Here is a 21,125-nt window from a genome sequence, read left to right as displayed (position 1 = left end):
GGCATCTTGGCAAAGGTTTGTGACAGTTTTATTTCCCGAGAAGCCTTATGCCGAGAAAAATAGCAAACGTTTTCTATCGGCGCCCGGGCAAGCGCAAAGAAAGCCGATGAAAATCAGAAACTAAGAAGGGAATTTATAAGCTGGGCCTTGCTGCCAGGGCTTCTTGCCAAAGGGTGCACTGATGCTGGTCGTACCCCACCAGCCAGATCTGCTTGGACAGATGGCAGTCTTCAAAGGCCTGACATAGGCTGTTCACGGCTACCTGGGCCGCTTCCCTGGCCGGGTAACCGTAGACACCGCAACTGATGGCAGGGAACGCCAGGCTTACCACTCCCTCGGCATCCGCCAGCAACAGGCTGTTGCGATAGCAGGCGGCCAGGGCCAACGCCTCCTGCTGGCCACCGCCGTGCCAGACCGGCCCCACCGTATGCACCACATATTGGCTGGGCAGGGCAAAGCCCGGGCTAAGTTTGGCCTGGCCGGTTTCACAGCCACCAAGGCCGGCGCAATAGGTCTTCAGCTCGGGCCCGGCACTGCGGTGAATGGCGCCATCCACGCCACCGCCTCCCAACAGGGACGGATTGGCGGCATTGACGATGGCATCCACCGGCAGGGTGGTGATGTCCCCCTGCCATACCCGTAGCACCAGGGTGATGTTGCTCGATTTCATTTGCTCTGATCCGACCAGTTGAGTGGGAAAGCGTTTTCGGCTTTTTTATCAGCTGAAATTCTCTTTTACCCTGGCTAAGCTGACTTTTCCAGTTAACAGCGCTGGCATTTTGTAAGTAATTTTCATACATTCCATGACAAGAGGGAACCATGGCCAACCAACTTTCCCAGCTGGGTAGCTTTACCACCATCGTAGCGGATACCGGCGAAATTGAGGCCATTCGTCGTTACCAGCCCCAGGATGCGACCACCAACCCGTCGCTGATCCTCAAGGCTGCCGGCCTGGCCGAGTACCAGTCCCTGGTCGACGATGCCCTTGCCTATGCCAGGCTCTATGGGGGCGAGGCCCAGGTACAGCTGGACAACGCCATGGACAAGCTGGCCGTCAATTTCGGTGTGGCCATTCTCGACATAGTACCGGGGCGCATTTCCACCGAGGTGGACGCCAGGCTGTCCTTCGATACCCAGGCCACCCTGGACAAAGCCCGTAAGCTGGTCGCCCTCTACAAGGAAGCCGGTGTCGAAAAAGATCGGATACTGATCAAAATCGCCGCCACCTGGGAAGGGATCCGTGCCGCCGAAGTGCTGGAGCAGGAAGGGATCAACTGCAACCTGACCCTGCTGTTCTCCTTTGCACAGGCCAGGGCCTGCGCCGAAGCCGGGGTTTATCTGATCTCGCCCTTTGTGGGCCGCATCCTCGACTGGTATAAAGCCAGCACCGGCAAGGACTACAGCCCGGCAGAAGACCCAGGCGTATTGTCTGTTGCCCAAATTTACAGCTATTTCAAGGACCATGGTTACCCCACCGTGGTCATGGGAGCCTCCTTCAGGAACACCGGTGAGATCCTGGAACTGGCCGGCTGCGACCGCCTGACCATAGGGCCTTCGCTGCTGGCCGAACTGGAAGCCAGCGACGCCCCCGTGGTGGCCAAGCTGCAACCGAGCAAGGAGCGCAAGCCGCGCCCCGAACCCCTGAACGAGGCCCAGTACCGTTGGCAGCACAACCAGGATGCCATGGCCGTAGAAAAACTGGCCGAGGGTATCCGCAAGTTTGCCGAGGACCAGGAGAAGCTGGCCTCGCTGCTGTCGGCGAAACTCTAATTGCACCGGGGCCCAAGGGCCCCTTTTTTATTGCCAGAGGAAGCCATGACCGGATTGACCCGATACCCATGCAATGACGCCCTAGCCCAGCACCTTGACGACCTGCCGGATCTCAAAACCCTGTTCCGCCAGGACCCGAGCCGGGGTGAGCGTTACAGCCTGGATGCCGCCGGCCTGACCCTGGACTACAGCAAGAATCACCTCAACGAACAGACCCTGGCCCTCTTTGCGCGCCTGGCCGAAGAAGCCGGCCTTGAGGGCAAGATAAAAGCCATGTTTAAGGGCCAGCCCATCAACCACACCGAAGGGCGTGCCGTGCTGCATTGCGCCCTGCGTGGCAGTGTCGATAGTGACGTGATGGTGGATGGCGTCAAGGTCAGCCAGGAAGTGAGCCAGACCCTGGCCAAGATGGCCACCTTTGTCGACAGCCTCTACCAGGGCCGCTGGCTGGGCTTTACCGGCAAGGCCATTACCGACGTGGTGAGCATAGGTATCGGTGGGTCCTTCCTTGGCCCCAAGATAGTGACCGAAGCCCTCAAGCCCTTCTGGCAGCGCAAGGTAGCGGTGCACTACGTGGCCAACATCGACGGCGCCGCCCTGGCCGACAAGCTGGCCGGCCTCGACCCGCAAACCACCCTCTTTATTACCGCCTCCAAGTCCTTTGGCACCCAGGAAACCCTCAGCAACAGCGAAAGTGCCCGGGATTGGCTCAAGGCCGCCGGCGCCAGCTTTGAGGACTTGGCCAAACACTTTGTGGCGGTGACCGCCAACGTGCCCAAGGCCGAAGCCTTCGGTATTGCCGCCCAGAATTGCTTTCCCATGTGGGATTGGGTCGGCGGCCGTTACTCCCTTTGGTCCGCCATCGGCCTGCCCATCGCCCTGGCCATCGGCATGGCCAACTTCGAGGCGCTGCTGGCCGGCGCCAGGGACATGGACCAGCACTTTGTCAGCGCCCCCATCAGCGCCAACATGCCGGCGCTGATGGCCCTAATCGGCGTCAGCTATATCAACTACCAAGGGGCCAGTTCCCATGCCCTGCTGCCTTACGACCATGGCCTGCGCGCCCTGCCCGGCTATGTACAGCAACTGGATATGGAGTCCAACGGCAAGGGCTGTCACCAGGACGGCAGCGCCATCAGCCACCTGACCGGCCCCGTTATCTGGGGCGCCGAGGGCACCAATGGCCAGCACGCCTTCCACCAATTGCTGCACCAAGGCAAGCAGCTGATCCCGGCCGACTTTATCCTGCCCCTTGAGAGCCACTATAAGCTGGGCCGCCACCACGCCATGCTGGCGTCCAACTGCTTTGCCCAAAGCCAGGCGCTGATGCAGGGCAAGACCCTGGCCGAAGCCCAAGGGGAACTGCGCCAAGCCGGACTGGGCGAGGCCGAGGTTGCCGCCCTGGCCCCCCATAAGGTAATGCCCGGCAACCGCCCTTCCAATACCCTGCTGATGGACAAGGTGACCCCCCAGACCCTGGGTGCCCTTATCGCCCTTTACGAACACAAGGTGCTGGTACAGGGCCTGATTTGGGACCTGAACTCCTTCGACCAATGGGGGGTAGAACTGGGCAAGGTGCTGGGCAACGCGGTGCTGGACAAGCTCGAAGACCAAAGCCAGCCGCTGGATCTGGACAGCTCCACCAACGGCCTTATTGCCCGTTTTCGCCAACAACAGCAAAAAGGTGGCGCGCTTTAACACAAGTGCAACAAAGGTGTTTTATTTTTGAGCCTCGCGTGGTAATTAATGCGTGACAACAATTCCTACAGCGGGGAGGTTCCATGGACGATTTGTTGGATCTGCAGTCTGTTCTGACCGGGGATAAACGTGAAAGCAAGGGCCGTGGCAGTAAGAAACGGCGCTGGCGTGAAATCGAAAGCCTCAAGGAAAGGTACCGCCTCAAACGCGAGCTCGAAGACATCGATTGGAACAGCGAGTATTCGCTAGACCGCCTGGATATCTAGCAGCGCAAAAAGCCCGGCTTAAGCCGGGCTTTTTTTATTCCTCGGTTTCCTCGTTAAGCCGTTCCCAGAGCGCCCTGTGGTCGGCACGCACCTCGGCGCCGAACAAAGGGTCTTTCTCGGCTTTTTGTTCCAGGCGCTGGCGCACTGCGGCCCAGTCCTGAGTGCTGAGCTTGGCTTCAAGCACAGGGAAGAGTTTTTCCTCTTCAAAGGCCAAATGTGCCCGCTGCTCGCAGATGAATTCTTCCAAGGACCTTAACATCTCGTCCTGGGGCACCACCGCATCCAGCAGCACCATGTCCACCCGTTGACCCAGGCATTGGGTGGCGTCGTCCAGCTTGTGGTGCTGACGCTTGATGTCTGCCTTGAGGTTGTCGTCTGCCAGTATCGCCAGCAGCTCGTCCTCTTCACTGTGGTGCACACCGTCTACGTAATGATGAAGGTAATCCAGCACATCCTTGAGCAGATCGTATTGGATCTCCTGCTCGGCGCGAATGGCCGCCGCCTTGGCGTCCAGCAGGGCCAAGAGACGACGAATACGATGATGGTCCTGACGCAGCAAATCCAGCATAGGGGGTCCTCCTTACTACACCATTTAAGGATAGTAGACCCCCGTTCAAGACAGTGCCGGATCAGCTCTGCCAGTCGATGGGATCAAGCCCTTGGCGCATCAGTATGGCGTTGGCCTGGGAAAAGTGGCGACAGCCCAGAAAGCCCCGATGGGCCGACAGGGGCGAGGGGTGGGGGGCGGTCAGCACATGGTGACGCTCCCTGTCGATCATGGCGCCTTTTTTCTGGGCATGGCTGCCCCAAAGCAAAAACACCAGGCCCTGGCGCTGCTCGTTCAAAGCGGCGATCACTGCGTCGGTGAAGGTTTCCCAGCCCCAGCCGGCATGGGCATGGGCCTTGCCCCCTTCCACCGTCAACACGGTGTTGAGCAGCAGCACCCCCTGGCGGGCCCAGGCTTCCAGGTTGCCATGGCCTGGGTGCTGAAAACCGGGAATATCAGTAGCCAGTTCCTTGAACATGTTCTGCAAGGAAGGGGGCGGCGGCACCTCCCCTTTTACCGAAAAGCACAGGCCATGGGCCTGGCCCGGGCCGTGGTAGGGGTCCTGGCCGAGGATCACCACCCGTACCTGCTCAAACTCGGTAAAACGAAAGGCGTTGAACACCTCGTCCTTGGGGGGATAAATCACTTGGCCGCTGTCCCTGGCTGCCTGTACTCTGGACATCACGGCCTGGAAATACGGCTTTTGCTTTTCGCCACCTATGATGTCGGCCCATTCTTTGCTCATGGCTCGGCTCCTCGATTTTGGTGGCGCCCATGCTGCCCAAGGCCGCCGGCCGGTGCAAGTAAAGGATGCCCATGGACCCCATCAGCCAGACATTTCGCGCCTACTGGCAAGACTTCCTCCACCTGACCGCCAAGGCCAGCCAATGTTTTGCCGACGCCGACTGGCACGGCCTGCAGCAGCTGAGCCGGGTTCGCTTCGAACGTCACGACCAGGTGGTCCATGAACTGGTGACCAGCCTCAATGGCAGCCTGCTGGATTGGCCAAGGCTCAAAGCCGGCTTTTTACAGGCCCTGAGCCAGCACCCGGCCAGGGAACTGGCTTTGACCTTCTTCAACTCGGTTTATGCCCGGCTGCAGCCGGGGGAGGACAGGCCCTTTAACGGCCGTGAATTTGCCCCCATTGCCCTGGCCCCTTATCTGCGCCTGCCCATGAAGCAGGACCTGGCCGCCGTCATGGAAGCGGTGCTCGACAGCGCCAACCTGCCCATGGCCCTTAAATACAAGGGCAATGCCGCCACCCAGTTGGCCCAGCGCCTGGCTCCCATGCTCAGCCGCAGCGACTACCCCCTGCATCTGGATGTGCTGACCGAGCCCTTCTACCGCAACAAGGGCTGCTACCTGGTGGGGCGCCTCAATACCGATCACCTGGCCATTCCCTTTGCCATCGCCCTGCTTAACCACAGAGGCCAGCTCAAGGTGGATGCCCTGCTCTTTCAAAAAGACCATTTGTCGGTGCTGTTTGGCTTTGCCCGCTCCGACTTTTTGTCCCTAAGCCCCACCCCCTCGGCCCAGCTGGATTTCCTGCGCTCTTTGATGCCTCATAAGCCCGCCTCAGAGCTCTATAACGCCTTGGGCTATTACAAGCACGGCAAGAGCCTGGTGATAAGTGAACTGGAAGACGCCCTGGCCCGCCAGGGGCGCTTTATCACCGCCCCGGGTATCGCCGGCCTGGTAATGATGGTCTTTACCCTGGAAGGGCAGGACCAGGTGTTCAAGGTGATCCGCGATCGCTTCGGGGATTCGAAATCGGTGACCGCCGAGCAGGTGGTAGAGCGCTACCACCTGGTGCAGCGCCACGACCGGGTGGGCCGCATGGCCGACACTCAGGAGTTTGTCGACCTGCGCCTGCCCCTGAGCCATTTCGATTCAGACACCCTGGCCGAGCTGACCCAAAGCTGCGCCAGCCGGGTGCGCATAGAAGGAGACTGGCTGCTGCTCAGCCACTGTTTCACAGAGCGGCGCATGACCCCCATGAACATCGCCCTAGGCCAGTGGCCGGAGCGGCGCCGGGATATCCTTCGGGAATACGGCCAGGCCCTCAAGGACATTGCCACTGCCGGCATTTTCCCCGGCGATATGCTGTTTAAGAATTTTGGGGTGACCCGTCATGGACGAGTCATCTTCTATGACTATGATGAACTTTGCCCCCTTAGCGACGTGACCTTTCGCGCCCTTCCCCCAGCCCAGTATGACCAAGACCATTTGTGCAGCGAACCCAGCGTCTGCCCCGGTGACGTATTCCCCGAAGAATTCCGGTATTTTCTGTGTGTGGGTGACGACGCCAAGGCCGTGTTGGGGGAGGAATTTGCAGAGCTGTTCAGCCCCGATTTTTGGCAGCAGGCCCAGCAACAAGCTCAGGCCCAGCAGCTGGGGGACTTCTTCCCCTACCCCAAAGCCCTTCGCTTCTAAAAGGGGCTTGCTGCTAGACTAACCATTAATAAAAACGATATGAGACAACAGGATGCGTAAATCTCTTGCCATTGCAGCAGCCCTTTTCAGCCTGACGGCGGCGGCCAAGGAGCCCAAGAACATTATCCTGATGATAGGCGACGGCATGGGCCCGGCCTACACCAGCGGCTACCGTTATTTTGCCGACGATCCCACCACCCCTGTGGTAGAAAGCACCGTCTTTGACCAGTTGCTAAGCGGCATGGCCAGCACTTACCCGGACGAACCCGACACGGTAGTGACCGACTCGGCGGCGGCCGCCACCGCCCTGGCTACAGGCCACAAGACCTACAACGGTGCCGTCGGGGTTGATCGCCAAAAAGTGGCTTTGGCCTCCATCATGGAAATCGCCAAACGCCAAGGCAAGAGCACCGGCATTGCCGTCACGTCCCAGATCAACCATGCCACCCCGGCCGCCTTCCTGGCCCACAACGAGAACCGCTCCAACTACAACGCCATCGCCGACGCTTTCTTCGATGACAGGGTGGACGGGCAGTTTCGCGCCGACCTGATGTTCGGTGGCGGCAGCCAATACTTCCAGCGCCAGGACCGCGACCTGGTGGCCGAATTCGAGGCCCAGGGTTACCACTATGTCCATGACAATGCCGGCCTGGCGGCCCTCACCGCGCTGCCGGCCCTAGGACTGTTCGCCGACGTGGCTCTGCCCAGCGCCATCGACGACAAACAGGGGCCAAGGTTGGCAGCCCTGACCGCCAAGGCCGCCACTCTCTTGGCCCAAAACGACAAGGGTTTTGTGTTGTTGGTGGAAGGCAGCCAGATTGACTGGGCAGGCCACGACAACGACATCGTTACCGCCATGCACGAAATGAAAGACTTTGCCGATGCCATCCGCTGGGCCAAGGACTTTACCGAAAGCCGCGACGATACCCTGTTGGTGGTCACCGCCGACCACAGCACCGGCGGCCTGACCCTGGGGGCGGCCGGCAAGTACCAATGGCGAGCCGACTTCCTGCGAAAGGTCCCTCATTCACCGGGTGTGATAGCCACCCGCCTTGGTCAGGAAGCGGAGCCGGTCAAAGCCCTGCCTGCCCTGCTGGGCTTTACCCCCGCCAAGGACGAAACCGAAAAGCTGATGAACGCCAAGGGTGAAGGTGACGAAGCCCTGGTCAAAGCCATCAAGCGCCTGATCGATAAGCGCAGCCTCACCGGCTGGACCACCACAGGCCACACCGCCATAGATGTGCCCCTCTTTGCCGCAGGCACCGGCAAGGAAGCCTTCCAGGGCTTGTTGGACAACACCGAGATCGCCAAGCGCCTGATCGCCCTGGTACAGCCAGGTACCCAGGGTTCAGAGCAGCTTGTTAAGGATAAACAGCAGTAATTTCAGGTCCCGCTCGCCGGCCCGGTTGAGGTTTTCCATAGCCCACTGAGCCGGCGCCTCCTCAGGCCCTATCTCGGCCTTGGCCAGCACCGCCTCCAAACGGGTCCTGGCCGTTACCAGCAATCCTTCTGCTACCGTTTCCTGTTCCTGGCCGTGGTCCAGATCCTGCAGGCCATAGGCGTACAGCATCACCGCCTGGCCCAGGTTCAAAGACGGCTGGGTCTGGGCCAAGGGCAGGTAGGAACGCAGCTGGCACTGCTCCAGCTCCTCGTTGGCAAGCCCTGACTCCTCACAACCAAAGACCAGGGCAAGACGCCTGACGGCACCCTGCTGCGCCAGGGCCTGGGCCTTGAGTTCGTTGGGTGTCAGATAAATGTGCTTGCCGCTGCGGGCCCGGGCCGTGGTGCCCACCGCCAGATCGCAGTCAGCCAGGGCATCCTTGAGCTGGTCAAAGGCCTGGATCTGCGCCATCACCTCCTGGGCGCCGTGGGCAACCCACTGGGCCTGGGGTGCCAGGTGCGCGTCCGACCCCACTACCCGTAACTGGCTGAAGCCCATGGTTTTAATGGCCCTGGCCGCAGCCCCTATGTTTTCTGGCCGGGCAGGCCTCACCAGTACGAAACAGATCTCCATCTCGCCACTCCAGATTCAAAAAGGGGAACAAGCTTAATGATTTACAGCGGTCTACACTAGAGTGGACCCAAGAGGGAGAGCCTGCTATGCACCTGAGTGATGAGATCCACAACCTGGTTGAACGCCTGCTGCTGGACGAGCTAAACCAGTCCCCCCCCGATCTACCCAGCGAAGAGTGGGCCGACCTGTGCTGCCTGGTGCTGAACAAGGTGCAACCCCGTTATGTGCGCCACGACGTGGACGCCCTCTACTACATGGGAGACGGCGATTGGGACAACCTGCGCCGCCAGATCAAGGCCGCCATCAAGGAGTCATTGGATTTCCTGACCAGCGAAGGGGCCCGCCACTAGCGGGCCAATGGCAGGGCCTTCAGACCCTGGTTGAGGATATCCCGCCAGCGTTTGCCCTCTGGGCTGCGACGAAAATTCAAAAAGAGCCGTTTGTCTTCCAACAAGCGGGGCGCCATCACCAGGTCTTCGGCGAAGGGTTTTAGCTTGTCGTCGTGGGCCAGCCAATAAGCCATCACCTGGCCGTCCACCACCACCGCATCCACCCGGCCATAGGCCAGCTTCAACAGGTTTTGGCGATCCGAATCGGCCAGGTCCACCTTTTGCAGGCCTGCGGCCACCGCATCATCGAAGGATTGGGTATTGACGTAGTCACGCACTATGCCGATGCGAAAAGGATAAAGGTCGGAGGGGCTTCGCCAGAACAGCGGCTTTTCACGACGATAGGCAATGCCCAGAGGGCCCGAGGCGATGCTGTCAGAGGTGTAATAGCCCTTATCCCTTTCTACGTCCTGGTACTCGGGCCCATAGGCCAGGTAGTCGGCGTCCTGATTGACCAGCAGCAGGGCACGCTGCCAGGGCAAGAAATGCACCTCCAGTTGGTGCCCCTGGGTGGCCAGGGCGTCACGGACCCGGCTGATCATGGTGCCCTGCCCCGGCAGCTGGGCACCGGCATAAGGAGGCCACTCCAGGCTGGTGATCTTAAGGACATCGGCCCAGGACAGGCTTGGCAGCAGCAACAACAAGGCAAGAATGGAACGCATCTAGGCTCTCCCAGGGAACTGCCTCTAGGCTACCCCAAGCGCCAAAGTAAATTAACTGTTAAATAACTTCTGTGCGCCCTGGCCAGGGCGCAACCCTTCAGGGCCGCCAGGGCACGGCTTTACCTGGGGCAAAGCCTTGAAATACCTGATTGAACCAGCCGCCAATACCATTACCCTGAGAGGGCAGTTGGAACTGGACATTCCGCCGCATTCCTTGACGTCTACCCACATTTTACGGCCGCCCTTCAGGTGGCCTTTTTTCATGGAAAAATTTCTTCGGGGCCGGAAACGAAAAAAGCCCCCGTTAAGGAGCTTTTTCTGAAAAAACTTGCGAAGCAAGTGGTGCCTAGGGCCGGACTCGAACCGGCACGGTTTTACCCGGCTGATTTTGAATCAGCTGCGTCTACCAATTTCGCCACCCAGGCAGTGACGCCGCATTATACGCATTTACTTAAAGGGTGCAAGTCTTTGCTAAGTGGTGAAATTTGCTACAATTTTGCTCACCTAGCCGGTGAGACTGCCCATGCCCGAATCTTTTCCAAGAGCCCCCCTGTGGCGCCGCCTGGCGGCCCTGGTCTACGACTACCTGCTGGGAGCCGCCGTGTTCATGCTGGCCCACTTCCTGGGCTTTGTGCTGTTGGCCTTGCTGGCCCTACTGTTCCCGGGCCTGACCCAGGGTTACCCGGATCTGGCCAGCTATATCAGCGCCAGCCATCTCTACAAAGGCTATCTGCTGCTGTGCGTGCTGGGCTTTTTCGTCTGGTTCTGGACCCATGGCGGCCAAACCCTGGGGATGCGCGCCTGGCGCCTTAAGGTGCAGCGCCAAGGGGGCGGCCGCCTGGGCCTGGGCCAGGCCTTGCTACGGGCCCTGGTGGGCCTGGGGGGCGTAGGCCTGCTGTGGATGCTGGTCAGCCGCCAGCGCCTGGCACTGCACGACCGCCTGGCCGGCAGCGAGGTGGTGGAGCTGAGCCAAGAAGCAAACAAGCTGAAAAACTGGCAAGGCCTATAAAGAAGGCCGCCCATTGGGCGCCTTCTTTTTCAGGCCGGCCTTCGCATCAAATAGACCGAGAAGCCGATAAAGAGTACCGCCGGCAGCATGGCCCCCAAGACGGGCGGCACCTGGTAGACCAGGCTCAAGGGGCCGAAGATCTCGCTGACCAAAAAGAAGCTGAAACCGGCAATGATCCCCAGCAGGATACGGGCGCCCATGGTGACCGAGCGCAAGGGACCAAACACGAAGGAACAGGCCAGCAGCAGCATCACCGCCAGGTTCAGGGGGGCCATCAGCTTGCGCCAGAAGGCCAGCTTATAACGGGAACCATCCTGTTTGTTGTTCTCCAGGTATTCCACGTACTTGCTCAGGCCGCGCATGGACAGGGCTTCAGGCTTGACCGTCACCACCCCCAGCTTGTCGGGGGTCAGCTCCGACGGCAGCAACATACTGGCACTGTCGGCAATGCGGGTGCTGTCGCTCTCCAGGAAGGTTTCCTTCACATCCTGCAGACGCCAGGCGTTGTGCTCCCAGAAAGCCCGTTCGGCATGGATAAGGCGCTTGAGCTGCAGGCCATCGAATTCATAGAGGGTGACATCCCCCAGCTCTTCGGCGTCCACCAATTGCTGGATATGCACAAAAAGGTGCCCGTCCCTGGCCCAGAGGCCGTTGGCGTCAGACAGCAAGGTGCCGCCCGACATGGCTTGGGTCCGCATATCCCTGGCATAGCGCTCGGCGCCGGGAGCCACGAATTCGCTCAGGGCCACGATCACCAGCATCAGCAAAAACACCGTCTTCATGGCCGAGAAGATAATGTCGAACTTAGACATGCCCGAGGCCTGCATCACCGTCAGCTCGGAGCTGCTGGCCATCATGCCAAGGCCGATAAGCCCTCCCAGCAAGACCCCCATGGGGAAGAAGATCTCAAGGTCTCGGGGCACGGAAAACAGCACAAAGAGGCCGGCGTCGGCAATGTCATAGACGCCCCGCCCCACGTATTTAAGCTGCTCGACAAACTTGATAAGACCAGACAGGCCCACCAATACCACCAGGCACAGCAGGGTGGTGGCCAGTATCACCCGGCCTATGTAGAGATCCAGGATCCGCATCATGCTCTCCTCAGCCAGCCGCGCACCTTGGTGCCCAAGGTCCGGCCTTTGACGATCAGCGCCACCCCGATAAAGAGCGCCAGGCCATGTATCCACCACAGGCCGAGGGAGATGGGGATCTTGCCGTCCTCCAGGGCGCGGTTACCGGCCAACAGCAACAGCAGGTAGCCAAGGAAAAGCCCCAGGGCCGGCATCAGCTTGGCAAATTTGCCCTGGCGCGGCCCGGTCTGGGCCATGGGAACGGCGATCAGCGACAGCAGCATGATGGCAATGGGCAACGCCATCCGCCATTGCAGCTCGCCCCTGGCGTCCACCGAGTCGTCCGCCAATAGGTCGACCAGCGGCAGGGCCGCCAGCTTGCGGCGGCGCTTTTGCACTTCCTGATCCCCAATCTGCATCTTGTAACTGCCAAAACGCACTTCCTGCAATGCCGCCTGGCCCGCTTCCCCTTCGTAGCGGTAGCCCTGGGTCAACTCCATGGTGTCGTTGCCCTGTTCGTTCTTGGCCACTTCCCCACCCTTGGCCATCAGCACCGAAGGCGACTGGCCGTCACCGGGCAGCTGGGCCACAAACACCGAATCGAGCTTTTTGTTGTCGATGTTTTCGATAAAGACCACGGCCCTGTTGTTGGCGGTGCGCTGGAAGCGCCCTTCCTGCAGGGTGGCAAGGCCGCTGCTGGACTGGGCTTTTTCAATCAGCTGGTATTCCTGTTCCATGGCCCAGGGGGCGAACCAGAGGGTGATAAAGGCCGAGATCAGGGCAAAAACCAAGGCCACGGCCAGGGTAACCCTGGCCACATACCACTCGGAGATACCGCAGGCATGCAGCACCGGCATCTCGTGTTCCGAGTACATGCGGCTGTGGGCCATCAGTATGCCGATAAAGACCGCCAGGGGCAGAACCATCACCAGCAGGGACGGCAGGTGCAAGCCTATGACCTGGGCCACCAGGGTGCCGGGAATGTCGCCGTCGGCGGCGTCGGAGAGTACCGACACGAACTCCCGGCTGACGAAGATGGCCATCAGCACCAGGGTCACGGCCACGGTAGACTTGAATGCTTCAGCGAAGAGGTAACGGAAAACTATCAAGAGAATGCCCTGTTTTCGCGAATATTTGCCATTTTACTAAAATCCGGCCAGATCCCCGACCTAAGACTTGTTTTTACAAGTTTAAGTGGCTTTAATCGACCTATCAGGCTTTATGACAGGTTCCGGCGGAAAAAATTTCAGGCGTTATCGGGCTTGATGGCCCAGTCAAATCAAGTGCCTGCATTATCCATAAATCCGCCGCCCTTGTCTTTATGACTCCAAGGAGTGTGCATGGAATTTAGCGTTAAGAGTGGCAGCCCTGAAAAACAGCGTAGCGCCTGCATCGTGGTCGGTGTCTACGAACCCCGCCGCCTGTCCCCTGTGGCCGAACAACTGGACCGTATCAGTGACGGTTATATCTCCAATCTGCTGCGCCGTGGCGACCTGGAAGGCAAGGTAGGCCAAACCCTGCTGCTGCACCATGTGCCGGGGGTCCTGTCCGAGCGGGTACTGCTGATCGGTTGCGGCAAGGAACGGGAGCTGGACGAGCGCCAATACCGCCAAATCATCCAAAAAACCATCGCCACCCTCAATGACACCGGCTCCATGGAAGCGGTCTGCTTCCTGACCGAACTGCACGTCAAAGGGCGCGACACCTACTGGAAGGTGCGCCAGGCGGTGGAAGCCACCGAGGCCAGCCTCTACAGCTTCACCCAGCTTAAATCCAAGAAGGAAGAGCCCCGCCGCCCCCTGCGCAAGCTCACCTTCAATGTGCCCACTCGCCGCGAACTGTCCCTGGGCGAAAAGGCCATCCGCCACGGCCTGGGCGTGACCAAGGGTATGGCCCTGTGCCGCAACGTGGCCAACATGCCCCCCAATATCTGCAACCCCGCCTACCTGGCCAGCCAGGCCCAGGAACTGGCCGCCAGCTATAACAAGCTGAACATCGAGGTGGTGGGCGAAGCCCAGATGGCCGAGATCGGCATGCATTCCTACCTGGCGGTGGGCCAGGGCTCGGAAAACGAGTCCATGATGACCATCATCCGCTACAACGGCGCCAGCGACCCTGCCGCCAAGCCCATAGTGCTGGTGGGCAAGGGCCTGACCTTCGACTCCGGCGGCATCTCCATCAAGCCGTCCGAAGGCATGGACGAGATGAAATACGACATGGGCGGCGCCGCTGGCGTGATCGGTACCATGGCGGCCCTGGCCGAACTGGACCTGCCCCTGAACGTCATCGGCGTGCTGGCCGGCTGTGAAAACATGCCCGACGGCAAGTCCTATCGCCCCGGCGACATCCTCACCACCCTGTCCGGCCAGACCGTCGAAGTGCTCAACACCGACGCCGAAGGCCGCCTGGTGCTGTGCGACGTGCTGACCTATGTGGAGCGCTTCGAGCCCGAGTGCGTCGTCGACGTGGCCACCCTCACCGGCGCCTGCGTCATTGCCCTGGGTAAGGTGGCCTCCGGCCTGATGTCCACCCATAATCCCCTGGCTCACGAACTGACCAACGCCGCCGAGCAGTCCGGTGACAAGGCCTGGCGCCTGCCGCTCTTTGACGAGTACCAGGAAATGCTGGAAAGCCCCTTTGCCGACATGGCCAACATCGGGGGCCGCCCGGCCGGCGCCATCACCGCCGGGGCCTTTTTGAGCCGTTTCACCAAGAAGTACAACTGGGCACACCTGGATGTGGCCGGTACCGCCTGGGTGTCGGGCAAGAACAAGGGGTCCACCGGCCGTCCCGTGCCGCTGCTGACCCAGTTCCTGTTGAACCGTGCCGGTGAAAAGCCCGAAGATTAACGACAGATTGTCTTAGCAAGGGCAGTCTGACTGCCCTTTTTTGCATTTGGAGCCCTTATGTCGACCGTCACCTTCTGCTCCTTGCCAGGGGACGACCTGCTGGCCTTTGCCTGTGAGCTTGCCGCCCACTTTCACGGCCAAAAGCAGCCGGTGCTGATCACCTGCCAGGACAGGGCCCAGGCCGAGGCCCTGGACGAGGCCCTGTGGATCAGGGAACCGGCGTCGTTTATCCCCCACAACCTGGCGGATGAAGGCCCCAAAAGCGGCTCCCCGGTGGCTATCTACTGGCCAGAGGCGCCCATGCCCCGAGGCCGGGCCGTTTTAATCAATCTCCATGAAGCCATACCCCATGTTGCGGTACAATGTGCGCAAATTTTTGAGGCCGTGCCGAACAGCGAGCCCCTCAAGGTAGCAGCGCGGGCCCGTTTCCGTGCCTACCAGCAGCAGGGCGCGGCGCCCAAACACATGACGCTCGCGGACTTTTTGGCGCAAACCCACTGAGATAAACCATGGACAAGACTTACAATCCTTCCGCCATCGAAGAGGCGCTTTACCAGGCCTGGGAAGAAAAGGGCTACTTCAAGCCCAGTGGCAACCTTGATGCCGACAGCTACTGCATCATGATCCCGCCTCCCAACGTCACCGGCAGCCTGCACATGGGCCATGCGTTCCAGCAGACCATCATGGACGCCCTGACCCGCTACCAGCGCATGCAGGGCAAAAACGCCCTGTGGCAGGTGGGCACAGACCACGCCGGTATCGCCACCCAGATGGTGGTGGAGCGTAAACTGGCCGCCGAAGGCCAGCCTGACCGTCACGCCCTGGGCCGCGACGCCTTTATCGACAAAATTTGGCAGTGGAAGGAAGAGTCCGGCGGCACCATCACCCGCCAGATGCGCCGCCTTGGCAACTCCGTGGACTGGGAGCGCGAGCGCTTCACCATGGACGAAGGCCTGTCGGGGGCCGTGCTGGAAGTCTTTGTCCGTCTTTATGAAGACGACCTGATTTACCGTGGCAAGCGCCTGGTCAACTGGGACCCGAAACTGCACACCGCCATCTCCGACTTGGAAGTGGAGAACAAGGAGCAAAAGGGCCACATGTGGCACCTGCGCTACCCCCTGGCGGACGGCGCCAAGACCGCCGACGGCAAAGACTACCTGGTGGTGGCCACCACCCGCCCCGAGACCGTACTGGGCGACACCGGTGTGGCCGTTAACCCCGAAGATCCCCGTTATAAGGATCTGATCGGCAAATACATCGTGCTGCCCCTGGTGGGCCGGCGCATTCCCATCGTCGGCGACGAGCACGCCGACATGGAAAAAGGTACCGGCTGCGTCAAGATCACCCCGGCCCACGACTTCAACGACTACGAAGTCGGTAAGCGCCACAACCTGCCGATGATCAACATCCTGACCCTGGACGCCCATATCCGGGCCGAGGCCGAGTGCGTCAATTCCGACGGCTCCGCCAACAGCGACTTGGACAACAGCCTGCCGGCCCAATTCCAGGGCCTGGAGCGCTTTGCCGCCCGTAAGGCCGTGGTCCAGGCCTTTACCGACCTGGGTCTGCTGGAAAAAGTCGACGATCACACCCTGTCCGTGCCTTACGGCGACCGTGGCGGCGTGGTCATTGAACCCATGCTCACCGACCAGTGGTACGTGCGGGTGGCCCCCCTGGCCAAGCCCGCCATCGAAGCGGTGGAAGACGGCCGTATCCAGTTCGTGCCCAAGCAGTACGAAAACATGTACTTCTCCTGGATGCGCGATATCCAAGACTGGTGCATCAGCCGCCAGCTGTGGTGGGGCCACCGTATCCCCGCCTGGTACGACGAAGCTGGCAAGGTCTATGTGGGCCGCAGCGAAGAGGAAGTGCGCGCCAAGCACAACCTGGCTAGCGACGTGGTGCTCAAGCAGGACAACGACGTGCTGGACACCTGGTTCAGCTCGGCCCTGTGGACCTTCTCCACCCTGGGCTGGCCCGAGAAAGTTGAAGACCTGAAAGTCTTCCACCCCACCGACGTGCTGGTTACCGGCTTTGACATCATCTTCTTCTGGGTGGCGCGCATGATCATGATGACCATGCACTTCATCAAGAACGATGACGGCACGCCGCAGGTGCCCTTCAAGACCGTCTACGTCACCGGCCTTATCCGCGACGAAGAAGGCCAGAAGATGTCCAAGTCCAAGGGCAACGTCCTTGACCCCCTGGACATGATTGACGGCATCAGCCTGCCGGCTCTGCTGGAAAAGCGCACCGGCAACATGATGCAGCCGCAGCAGGCCGAGAAAATCGCCAGCCGTACCGAGAAGCAGTTCCCCGAAGGCATAGTGGCCCACGGCACCGACGCCCTGCGCTTTACCCTGGCGGCCCTGGCCACCACAGGTCGCGACATCAACTGGGACATGCGCCGCCTCGAAGGCTACCGCAACTTCTGCAACAAGCTGTGGAACGCCAGCCGCTTCGTGCTGATGAACACCGAAGACAAGGACTGCGGCTTTGACGGCGGCGAGCTGGAGCTGAGCCTGGCCGACCGCTGGGTGCTGGGCCAATTCGCCGAGACCGTTAAATCGGTACGCCAGGCCATGGACAGCTACCGCTTCGACCTGGCCGCCAACGCCCTCTACGAGTTCACCTGGAACCAGTTCTGCGACTGGTACCTGGAGTTGACCAAGCCGGTATTGTTCAAGGGCACCGAAGCCCAGCAACGCGGCACCCGCCATACCCTGGTCACCGTCCTCGAAGCCCTGCTGCGCCTGATGCACCCGGTGATGCCCTACATCACCGAAACCATCTGGCAGCGGGTCAAGCTGCTGGCCGGTATCGATGCCGACTCCATCATGCTCCAGCCCTACCCTGAGTTCGATGGGGCCCAGGTGGATGCCACCGCCATGGCGGATCTGGAGTGGATCAAGGAATTCATCTTTGCCATCCGCAACATCCGCGCCGAGATGGACATCGCCCCCAGCAAGCTGCTGGAAGTGCTGCTGGTGAACGTATCCGACACCGACCAGCGACGCCTGGAAGAGAACCTGGGCTTCTTGACCAACATGGCCAAGCTCGAGTCCATCACAGTGGCCGACGGCGAACTGCCCCCCACAGTGACCCAGCTGGTCGGCACCATGGAAGTGCGTATTCCCATGGCCGGCCTTATCGACAAGGACGCCGAACTGGCCCGCCTTGGCAAGCAGCTGGAGAAGCTGGCCCAGGATCTGGGCCGGGTCGCCGGCAAGCTGAGTAACGAAAGCTTCGTGGCCAAGGCCCCGGAGGCCGTTATCGCCAAGGAGCGCGAGAAGCTGGCCGAGCTGGAAGAAACCCAGGCCAAACTCAAGGCCCAATACGCCAGTATTGAAGCCCTCTGAGCAAATTAAGGCCCGGCCATCATGGCTGGGCCTTTTTCTTGCGGCCCATAAGTGACTAAAGTAAAGACAGAACAACAACCTTAGAGGACTGCCGTGGCAAGCACGGATACCTTGCTTGAGCATCTGCCCTGCCCTTTGGCATGGCTGACAAAGGACGGAACATTGCTGGGTCACAACCCGGCTTTAGTCGATCTGGTAGGCGACCCCCAAGCCTTTTTCCAGGACGGCCTGGGCCGCCATTGGCCCGAGCAATGCCAGACGCTCCCCCATCATTGGCAGCAGGGCTTGCCAGGCAAAGGCCTGATACGCGTCCATGTCAGCGCTTTGGACGACAAGGGCGGCCTGCTGTTCTACCTGCAACCTGTGGTGGACCCCCACGGTTCGGTGCTCGATCTGCTCGCCCACCCTATTTTCGTGCAATGTCCCGACGGTAGCCTGCTGGCCTACAATCGCAGCTTCGCCGACTTCATGAGTACCAGCCAACCGCTGCTGGGCACCCCCTGCGACCAGCTGTTCTGCCAGGATTGGCACCAGGGCCTGGACCAGGGCCGTGACGCCCTGCTGGCCGGTTCAGGCCTGCCCCCGGGCAGGGTGACCAGCCCCGACGGTAAACTCTGGTGGGTGCAAAAACGCCTGTTGACCCAGGACGGCCAGGCCATAGCCCTTATCAGCGAAATGTGGGACATGACCCGCCAGTTGCAGATGGAAGCCGAACTGAGCGGCGACCGGGGCGACAAGCTCACCGGCCTGTCGTCCAGGGAGGAATTCCTGCAGCAACTGGAAGACCAGGCCCATGTGGCCAAGCGCATCAAGATGAAGATGGGCCTGATGCTGCTGGACTTGAAGAACTTCCAGCAGATCAACGATGACTTCGGCCATCAAGTGGGGGACGCCCTGCTCAAGGCCGTCAGCCAGCGGGTCCGCCAAACGCTACGAGAAACCGACGTGCTGGCCCGCCTGGAAGGGGACCGCTTCGCTATCATGGCGGTACACCTCAATAATTCAGAGGCCATGGCCCAGGTGCACCACAAGCTGGCCCTGGCCTTTGAGAAACCTTTTGAACTGGACGGCAAGCCGGTGCCCCTGGGCTTTAGGGCCGGGGTGGCCATTTACCCGGACGACGCCGAAAAGGCCGATACCCTCTTTAACAACGCCGAGCTGGCCCTGCACCAGCTGAAAAAAGACGGTGGCGAAGTGCGCTTCTATGATGAGCGCATCGACGCCATGGTGCGCCTGACCAGAGAGCTGGGCCGGGATCTGCGCGGCGCTGCCGAGCGGGGCGAGTTTTTCCTGCGCTTCCAGCCCATTGTCAGCGCCTACGGCAACAAACTGCTGGGAGTGGAAAGCCTGGTGCGCTGGCAGCACCCCAAGCACGGCATGCTGGTACCCCAGGAGTTCGTCTATATCGCCGAGCACGTGGGCCTTATTACCGAATTGGGCAGCCATGTGCTGGATCTTTTGAACCAGGAGCTGCATCGCTGGCTGGACTACGGCATCTACAACCTGTGCATGACGGTGAACATCTCCCCCCAGCAGCTGCGCACCCCCGAGCTGTTCGACAAGACCCGGGAGCTGCTGGCCGAGCTGGGTGGCCCGGACCAGTTCGACATGGAGCTGGAGTTGAACGAAGCGGCCATCCATAACGACGGCCAACGTTACGCCCAGCAGCTGCACGACCTGAAAAAACTGGGCATACGGCTGTCCATCGACGAGTTTGGCTCCATCAACGGGGCCCTTAACAACCTCACCAAGCTGCCCATAGACACCATCAAGATAGACCGGCATTTCATTGCCAAGCTGGGCCGGGACCCGGACGCCGAAACCCTGGTCAAGGCCATCATCCGCCTGGGTAAGGACCTGGGAATAAGAACCAGCGCCGTGGGGGTGGAAGAGCTGGAACAGCTCAATTTCCTGCGCAACGAACGCTGCGACCAGGTGCAGGGCTTTGCGGTGTCCGAGCCCATGAGCGGGGAAGACTTCATCACCTGGTACCACAACTTCAATCTGGTCAGGGGCGGTATCCAGCCCTGATAAAAACGGGAGCCAAGGCTCCCGTTTTTTATGACACCAGTTTAAGCCCCACCAAAGACACCACCAGCAGTGTTAAAAAGCCCAGGCGGGCCAGGCTGGCGGGGTCGTTGAAAAAAGCGATGCCCACCATGGCGGTGCCAAGGGCACCGATACCGGTCCAGATGGCATAGGCGGTACCCACAGGGATCTGCCCCATGGCTTTGGTCAGACAGTAAAAACTGGCCGCTCCCAGGGCGATAAAGGCCACAGTCGGCCACAGCTTGGAAAAGCCGTCCGACAGCTTCAGGCAGCTGGCAAAGCCCACTTCAAAAACACCGGCAAGAATAAGAAAACCCCAGGGACCCATAAAACACCTCCAACTATCTTCCCAGAAAGATATTTCGCCGTGATAATATCTTCCAAGAAAGATAAATTCAAGGAGTCTTCCATGGCCCGCAGCCGCGCCGCCTTCAGCGAACTCAAGGACAACTGGCAGGCCCATTGGCCCCAGGCCTGTGACCAATCCGGGCTGCTGGTGGCAACCCTCTACCGCTTGCAAGAATACTTCGCCCAGCTTGACCAGCAGGTGTTCGCCCGCTTTGGCCTGCAAGGGGCCGAGTTTGAAGTGCTGGCCACCCTGCGCTCGGTGGGTGCTCCTTACTGCCTCAGCCCCACCGAGCTGTACCGGTTGATGCTGGTGAGTTCAGGGGGCATGACCAAAATTTTGGCCCGCCTGGAAGACAAGGCCCTGATCAGCCGCCCCCAAAACCCGGAAGACGGCCGCTCACGGCTGGTGCAACTGACCGGCGCCGGCCAGGCCCAGGTAGAAGCCTGCAACCAGGCCTTGCTGGCCAAGGAGCACCTTGCCACCCAATGGCTGCAAGGGGATCAGCAGGCCCTTAGCGAGCAGCTGCAACAATGGCTTAACCAACTGGAAAGTCGTGGTTAATTGTCATCTAACCGTCACACCGTTGTCATAAGCACAAGGCCGGCGACAGCGACAATAGCCCCCCGATACTGGGCCTCGCCAAGGGGCCCTTTCAGAGGGA

Annotated in this window: 20 protein-coding genes and 1 tRNA gene; 12 read left to right on the top strand and 9 right to left on the bottom strand. The window is 60.4% G+C overall.

What is annotated here, in order from left to right; genetic code table 11:
- Window positions 1–133 precede the first annotated feature (133 nt).
- Window positions 134–655 carry an O-acetyl-ADP-ribose deacetylase gene (locus B3C1_RS08415; RefSeq protein ID WP_336391112.1) on the bottom strand — a complete coding sequence of 174 codons (522 nt, stop codon included), beginning with the start codon at window positions 653–655 and terminating at the stop codon, window positions 134–136.
- Between the two features lie 164 nt (window positions 656–819).
- Between B3C1_RS08415 and tal the strand changes: the two genes are divergently transcribed.
- The 3 genes from tal (at window position 820) to B3C1_RS08400 (ending at window position 3,734) form a co-directional block, all read left to right on the top strand.
- Window positions 820–1,770, top strand: coding sequence for a transaldolase (tal, locus tag B3C1_RS08410; protein WP_008484191.1), 951 nt, complete (start codon window positions 820–822; stop codon window positions 1,768–1,770).
- Between the two features lie 45 nt (window positions 1,771–1,815).
- Window positions 1,816–3,468 carry a glucose-6-phosphate isomerase gene (pgi, locus tag B3C1_RS08405; protein ID WP_008484189.1) on the top strand — a complete coding sequence of 551 codons (1,653 nt, stop codon included), beginning with the start codon at window positions 1,816–1,818 and terminating at the stop codon, window positions 3,466–3,468.
- 83 nt (window positions 3,469–3,551) lie between these two features.
- Entirely contained in the window at window positions 3,552–3,734 is a 183-nt protein-coding gene (locus B3C1_RS08400; RefSeq protein ID WP_008484187.1) for a DUF3545 family protein, read from the top strand.
- 34 nt (window positions 3,735–3,768) lie between these two features.
- Here the strand turns inward: B3C1_RS08400 and B3C1_RS08395 are convergent, their stop codons facing one another.
- Complete coding sequence (locus B3C1_RS08395; protein WP_008484186.1) at window positions 3,769–4,302, bottom strand: hemerythrin domain-containing protein; 534 nt, start codon at window positions 4,300–4,302, stop codon at window positions 3,769–3,771.
- Window positions 4,303–4,363: 61 nt separating this feature from the next.
- Window positions 4,364–5,026 (bottom strand): uracil-DNA glycosylase, encoded by a 663-nt coding sequence (gene ung, locus B3C1_RS08390; protein ID WP_008484185.1) that lies wholly within the window; start codon window positions 5,024–5,026, stop codon window positions 4,364–4,366.
- Between the two features lie 71 nt (window positions 5,027–5,097).
- Between ung and aceK the strand changes: the two genes are divergently transcribed.
- Window positions 5,098–6,714: a bifunctional isocitrate dehydrogenase kinase/phosphatase gene (gene aceK / locus B3C1_RS08385; RefSeq protein ID WP_008484184.1), complete on the top strand. Its 1,617-nt coding sequence runs from the start codon at window positions 5,098–5,100 to the stop codon at window positions 6,712–6,714.
- A gap of 52 nt (window positions 6,715–6,766) precedes the next feature.
- Entirely contained in the window at window positions 6,767–8,095 is a 1,329-nt protein-coding gene (locus B3C1_RS08380; RefSeq protein WP_008484183.1) for an alkaline phosphatase, read from the top strand.
- Here B3C1_RS08380 and B3C1_RS08375 read toward each other — a convergent pair.
- Window positions 8,063–8,728 carry a tRNA/rRNA methyltransferase gene (locus B3C1_RS08375; RefSeq protein WP_008484182.1) on the bottom strand — a complete coding sequence of 222 codons (666 nt, stop codon included), beginning with the start codon at window positions 8,726–8,728 and terminating at the stop codon, window positions 8,063–8,065. The genes B3C1_RS08380 and B3C1_RS08375 overlap by 33 nt on opposite strands.
- Window positions 8,729–8,814: 86 nt before the next feature.
- Between B3C1_RS08375 and B3C1_RS08370 the strand changes: the two genes are divergently transcribed.
- Entirely contained in the window at window positions 8,815–9,078 is a 264-nt protein-coding gene (locus tag B3C1_RS08370; RefSeq protein WP_008484181.1) for a late competence development ComFB family protein, read from the top strand.
- On the opposite strand, the gene B3C1_RS08365 is transcribed toward B3C1_RS08370, so the two are convergent.
- Both B3C1_RS08365 and B3C1_RS08355 read right to left on the bottom strand, forming a co-directional pair.
- Window positions 9,075–9,779 (bottom strand): substrate-binding periplasmic protein, encoded by a 705-nt coding sequence (locus B3C1_RS08365; protein WP_008484179.1) that lies wholly within the window; start codon window positions 9,777–9,779, stop codon window positions 9,075–9,077. The two genes, B3C1_RS08370 and B3C1_RS08365, sit on opposite strands and share 4 nt — an antisense overlap.
- Window positions 9,780–10,119: 340 nt before the next feature.
- Window positions 10,120–10,204: transfer RNA gene (locus tag B3C1_RS08355), tRNA-Leu, on the bottom strand.
- Between the two features lie 98 nt (window positions 10,205–10,302).
- Between B3C1_RS08355 and B3C1_RS08350 the strand changes: the two genes are divergently transcribed.
- On the top strand, window positions 10,303–10,788 hold the full coding sequence (locus B3C1_RS08350; protein ID WP_008484177.1) for an RDD family protein: 486 nt from the start codon (window positions 10,303–10,305) through the stop codon (window positions 10,786–10,788).
- 29 nt (window positions 10,789–10,817) lie between these two features.
- Here B3C1_RS08350 and lptG read toward each other — a convergent pair whose 3' ends face one another.
- Window positions 10,818–11,882 carry an LPS export ABC transporter permease LptG gene (gene lptG, locus B3C1_RS08345; RefSeq protein WP_336391111.1) on the bottom strand — a complete coding sequence of 355 codons (1,065 nt, stop codon included), beginning with the start codon at window positions 11,880–11,882 and terminating at the stop codon, window positions 10,818–10,820.
- Window positions 11,879–12,967 (bottom strand): LPS export ABC transporter permease LptF, encoded by a 1,089-nt coding sequence (lptF, locus tag B3C1_RS08340; RefSeq protein WP_008484175.1) that lies wholly within the window; start codon window positions 12,965–12,967, stop codon window positions 11,879–11,881. The genes lptG and lptF overlap by 4 nt, the downstream gene beginning before the upstream one ends.
- Window positions 12,968–13,198: 231 nt before the next feature.
- On the opposite strand from lptF, the gene pepA reads away from it, so the two are divergent.
- The 4 genes from pepA to B3C1_RS08320 all read left to right on the top strand — a co-directional run bounded on the left by pepA (window position 13,199) and on the right by B3C1_RS08320 (window position 20,097).
- Window positions 13,199–14,707: a leucyl aminopeptidase gene (gene pepA / locus B3C1_RS08335; RefSeq protein ID WP_008484174.1), complete on the top strand. Its 1,509-nt coding sequence runs from the start codon at window positions 13,199–13,201 to the stop codon at window positions 14,705–14,707.
- A 57-nt stretch (window positions 14,708–14,764) separates the two neighbouring features.
- Window positions 14,765–15,208, top strand: coding sequence for a DNA polymerase III subunit chi (locus B3C1_RS08330; RefSeq protein WP_008484173.1), 444 nt, complete (start codon window positions 14,765–14,767; stop codon window positions 15,206–15,208).
- 8 nt (window positions 15,209–15,216) lie between these two features.
- Window positions 15,217–18,066, top strand: coding sequence for a valine--tRNA ligase (locus B3C1_RS08325; RefSeq protein WP_008484170.1), 2,850 nt, complete (start codon window positions 15,217–15,219; stop codon window positions 18,064–18,066).
- 162 nt (window positions 18,067–18,228) lie between these two features.
- On the top strand, window positions 18,229–20,097 hold the full coding sequence (locus tag B3C1_RS08320) for a sensor domain-containing protein (RefSeq protein ID WP_008484169.1): 1,869 nt from the start codon (window positions 18,229–18,231) through the stop codon (window positions 20,095–20,097).
- A 28-nt stretch (window positions 20,098–20,125) separates the two neighbouring features.
- On the opposite strand, the gene B3C1_RS08315 is transcribed toward B3C1_RS08320, so the two are convergent.
- Window positions 20,126–20,443: a DMT family transporter gene (locus B3C1_RS08315; protein WP_008484168.1), complete on the bottom strand. Its 318-nt coding sequence runs from the start codon at window positions 20,441–20,443 to the stop codon at window positions 20,126–20,128.
- A gap of 81 nt (window positions 20,444–20,524) precedes the next feature.
- Here B3C1_RS08315 and B3C1_RS08310 point away from each other — a divergent pair, with 81 nt between their 5' ends.
- Window positions 20,525–21,025: a MarR family winged helix-turn-helix transcriptional regulator gene (locus B3C1_RS08310; protein ID WP_008484167.1), complete on the top strand. Its 501-nt coding sequence runs from the start codon at window positions 20,525–20,527 to the stop codon at window positions 21,023–21,025.
- Window positions 21,026–21,125 lie beyond the last annotated feature (100 nt).

The sequence above is a fragment of the Gallaecimonas xiamenensis 3-C-1 genome (assembly GCF_000299915.1).
Taxonomy (GTDB): Bacteria; Pseudomonadota; Gammaproteobacteria; order Enterobacterales; family Gallaecimonadaceae; genus Gallaecimonas; species Gallaecimonas xiamenensis.
This window is presented reverse-complemented; position numbering and strand designations above follow the sequence as displayed.

What these genes read in the sequence shown, in the direction of transcription:
- tal (WP_008484191.1), top strand. Translation starts at nt 820, where the DNA reads ATGGCCAACCAACTTTCCCAGCTGGGTAGCTTTACCACCATCGTAGCG.
- pgi (WP_008484189.1), top strand. Translation starts at nt 1,816, where the DNA reads ATGACCGGATTGACCCGATACCCATGCAATGACGCCCTAGCCCAGCAC.
- B3C1_RS08400 (WP_008484187.1), top strand. Translation starts at nt 3,552, where the DNA reads ATGGACGATTTGTTGGATCTGCAGTCTGTTCTGACCGGGGATAAACGT.
- B3C1_RS08395 (WP_008484186.1), bottom strand. Translation starts at nt 4,302, where the DNA reads ATGCTGGATTTGCTGCGTCAGGACCATCATCGTATTCGTCGTCTCTTG.
- ung (WP_008484185.1), bottom strand. Translation starts at nt 5,026, where the DNA reads ATGAGCAAAGAATGGGCCGACATCATAGGTGGCGAAAAGCAAAAGCCG.
- aceK (WP_008484184.1), top strand. Translation starts at nt 5,098, where the DNA reads ATGGACCCCATCAGCCAGACATTTCGCGCCTACTGGCAAGACTTCCTC.
- B3C1_RS08380 (WP_008484183.1), top strand. Translation starts at nt 6,767, where the DNA reads ATGCGTAAATCTCTTGCCATTGCAGCAGCCCTTTTCAGCCTGACGGCG.
- B3C1_RS08375 (WP_008484182.1), bottom strand. Translation starts at nt 8,728, where the DNA reads ATGGAGATCTGTTTCGTACTGGTGAGGCCTGCCCGGCCAGAAAACATA.
- B3C1_RS08370 (WP_008484181.1), top strand. Translation starts at nt 8,815, where the DNA reads ATGCACCTGAGTGATGAGATCCACAACCTGGTTGAACGCCTGCTGCTG.
- B3C1_RS08365 (WP_008484179.1), bottom strand. Translation starts at nt 9,779, where the DNA reads ATGCGTTCCATTCTTGCCTTGTTGTTGCTGCTGCCAAGCCTGTCCTGG.
- B3C1_RS08350 (WP_008484177.1), top strand. Translation starts at nt 10,303, where the DNA reads ATGCCCGAATCTTTTCCAAGAGCCCCCCTGTGGCGCCGCCTGGCGGCC.
- lptG (WP_336391111.1), bottom strand. Translation starts at nt 11,882, where the DNA reads ATGATGCGGATCCTGGATCTCTACATAGGCCGGGTGATACTGGCCACC.
- pepA (WP_008484174.1), top strand. Translation starts at nt 13,199, where the DNA reads ATGGAATTTAGCGTTAAGAGTGGCAGCCCTGAAAAACAGCGTAGCGCC.
- B3C1_RS08330 (WP_008484173.1), top strand. Translation starts at nt 14,765, where the DNA reads ATGTCGACCGTCACCTTCTGCTCCTTGCCAGGGGACGACCTGCTGGCC.
- B3C1_RS08325 (WP_008484170.1), top strand. Translation starts at nt 15,217, where the DNA reads ATGGACAAGACTTACAATCCTTCCGCCATCGAAGAGGCGCTTTACCAG.
- B3C1_RS08315 (WP_008484168.1), bottom strand. Translation starts at nt 20,443, where the DNA reads ATGGGTCCCTGGGGTTTTCTTATTCTTGCCGGTGTTTTTGAAGTGGGC.
- B3C1_RS08310 (WP_008484167.1), top strand. Translation starts at nt 20,525, where the DNA reads ATGGCCCGCAGCCGCGCCGCCTTCAGCGAACTCAAGGACAACTGGCAG.